Source organism: Mucilaginibacter sp. P4_G9 (assembly GCF_056400985.1).
In genome coordinates this window covers 1-1,886 of the sequence record NZ_JBFUKF010000650.1, presented here as the reverse complement: position 1 = coordinate 1,886, position 1,886 = coordinate 1, and the positions used below count along the sequence as shown (strand labels likewise).

Below are 1,886 nucleotides of genomic sequence, written 5' to 3'. Positions count from 1 at the left end.
TACCAACACCGTTACCCAGGAAAAAGAAAAAGATATCACTGTTATGCTTTTCCCGGTAAAACAGGATACGCTGTTTGGCAAAAAGAAACCTTCCATTTTTACAACTACAGATTCTTCGGGTAATTTTAGTCTTAATAATTTACACGAAAACCAGTACCGCATCTATGCCCTGAAAGAGGCCAGTCCGGATAAGATTTTTAATAACGATAATGAACTAATCGCTTTTCTTAAAAAACCCATCAACCTTAAATCAGATACGCAGAATATCAAGTTAAACCTATTTAAACAATTCCCAGAAAAATTCAGGTTTGCCGAAAAGCGTTTTGATGTAGATGGAAAAATGCTTTTTGTTTTTAACAAGGCTTTGTTAAAGCCATCCTTAAAAGTTATTTACCCGGCTGATATTAACAATCAGAAATATGTAGAATTTAGCAAGACAAAAGATACAGCATCAGTATTTGTAAAATATATGAACTTCGATTCTATAAGGGTAGCTGTTTATGATAATAACAAACCGGTTGATACCACCTACCTTTTAAAGAGCAAAAAAGAAGTTTATATCAGGATATTTAATTTCAAATACAATATATCAAACGACAAGCTAAAACCGGGCAACGACCTGGTAATAACGAGTAACCTGCCTATAGAAACAATAAACAATGGCCAGATTACGCTTAAAGAAGATTCTATCGCATTGGCAACGTCCGATTATACCTTACAAAAAGATACGGGGAATAGTAAACGCATTACCCTTAACTATAGATGGCGGCAAAACGCCAAATATGAGTTGATATTTAACGATGGTGCATTTACAGACATATACGGCACTAAGAACAAATATGCGGCAAAGAAATTTCAACCGGATAAACCTGAAAACTACAGCACCCTTACCGTTAAGGTTACTGTGCCCGATACATCAAAAGCCTACGTGGTTGAGCTGCTAAACGAACAAAAAACTATACTGCAAAGCGACCCTATCACCAAAAGCAGAACTATAGTTTATAGAAACTATTTTACCGGAAAATACATGATACGCGTTGTTTATGATGAGAACCGGAATGGCAAATGGGACAGCGGAAATGTACATTTAAAAAAACAACCGGAAAACATCTGGATTAATGAAAAGGAGATTACCTTAAGACCCAACTGGGAAGCCGAGGAGCCTATTACAGTACCCAAGGAACCTGCTACCCCTTAAACCAACCCGAGTACATGATGTAGTTTTTTGGAAGCTGCTTAAGCATCGCCATTTGTTCGTCTGTTAACGGCTTAATTTTTTTTGCTGGCACGCCGGCATATAAAAATCCGCTTTCGCAAACAGTATTTTCTAATACGACAGCACCGGCAGCTATAATCACAAATTCATTTACTACGGCATTATCCATAACAATGGCACCCATACCTACCAGCGTATTATCGTGCAAAGTACACCCATGTACAAGCGCGTTATGCCCTATGGATACATTATTACCAATATTAGTGGGTGCTTTTAAATAAGTAGCATGTATCACTGCCCCATCCTGGATATTTGTGTTATCCCCTATTTTAATATAATGCACATCGCCCCGGATAACCGCGTTGAACCATACAGAGCAATTTTTGCCCATAACAACGTCGCCAACAATAGTAGCATTATCGGCAATAAAACAATCTTCTCCCCAGATAGGGCTTTTATCTTTTACAGGTAATATCAGTGGCATATTAATTATTGAATTAATGAGTTATTGAATTATTGATTGCTATACTTTTTCTTTATGTTTGAAAGCAAATTTAAGCGGAAATAGCTCAGCTGGTAGAGCATCAGTTTCCCAAACTGAAGGCCGCGGGTTCGAATCCCGTTTTCCGCTCTAATCTAAACCCGTCATTGCGAGGAGGTACGACGAAGC

General features: G+C 37.9%; 2 protein-coding genes and 1 tRNA gene. 2 read left to right on the top strand and 1 reads right to left on the bottom strand.

Annotated elements, in window-relative coordinates; translation table 11 throughout:
* A partial coding sequence (locus tag AC1DPZ_RS26365) for an Ig-like domain-containing protein (protein WP_477409095.1) occupies positions 1-1,198 on the top strand: 1,198 nt, incomplete at its 5' end.
* On the opposite strand, the gene AC1DPZ_RS26360 is transcribed toward AC1DPZ_RS26365, so the two are convergent.
* The gene (locus AC1DPZ_RS26360) at positions 1,188-1,700 is read right to left on the bottom strand and encodes a gamma carbonic anhydrase family protein (RefSeq protein ID WP_477409093.1); all 513 of its coding nucleotides are present in this window, start codon (positions 1,698-1,700) and stop codon (positions 1,188-1,190) included. The genes AC1DPZ_RS26365 and AC1DPZ_RS26360 overlap by 11 nt on opposite strands.
* Positions 1,701-1,774: 74 nt before the next feature.
* Between AC1DPZ_RS26360 and AC1DPZ_RS26355 the strand changes: the two genes are divergently transcribed.
* Positions 1,775-1,847, top strand: a tRNA-Gly gene (locus tag AC1DPZ_RS26355).
* The last annotated feature ends 39 nt before the right edge of the window (positions 1,848-1,886 follow it).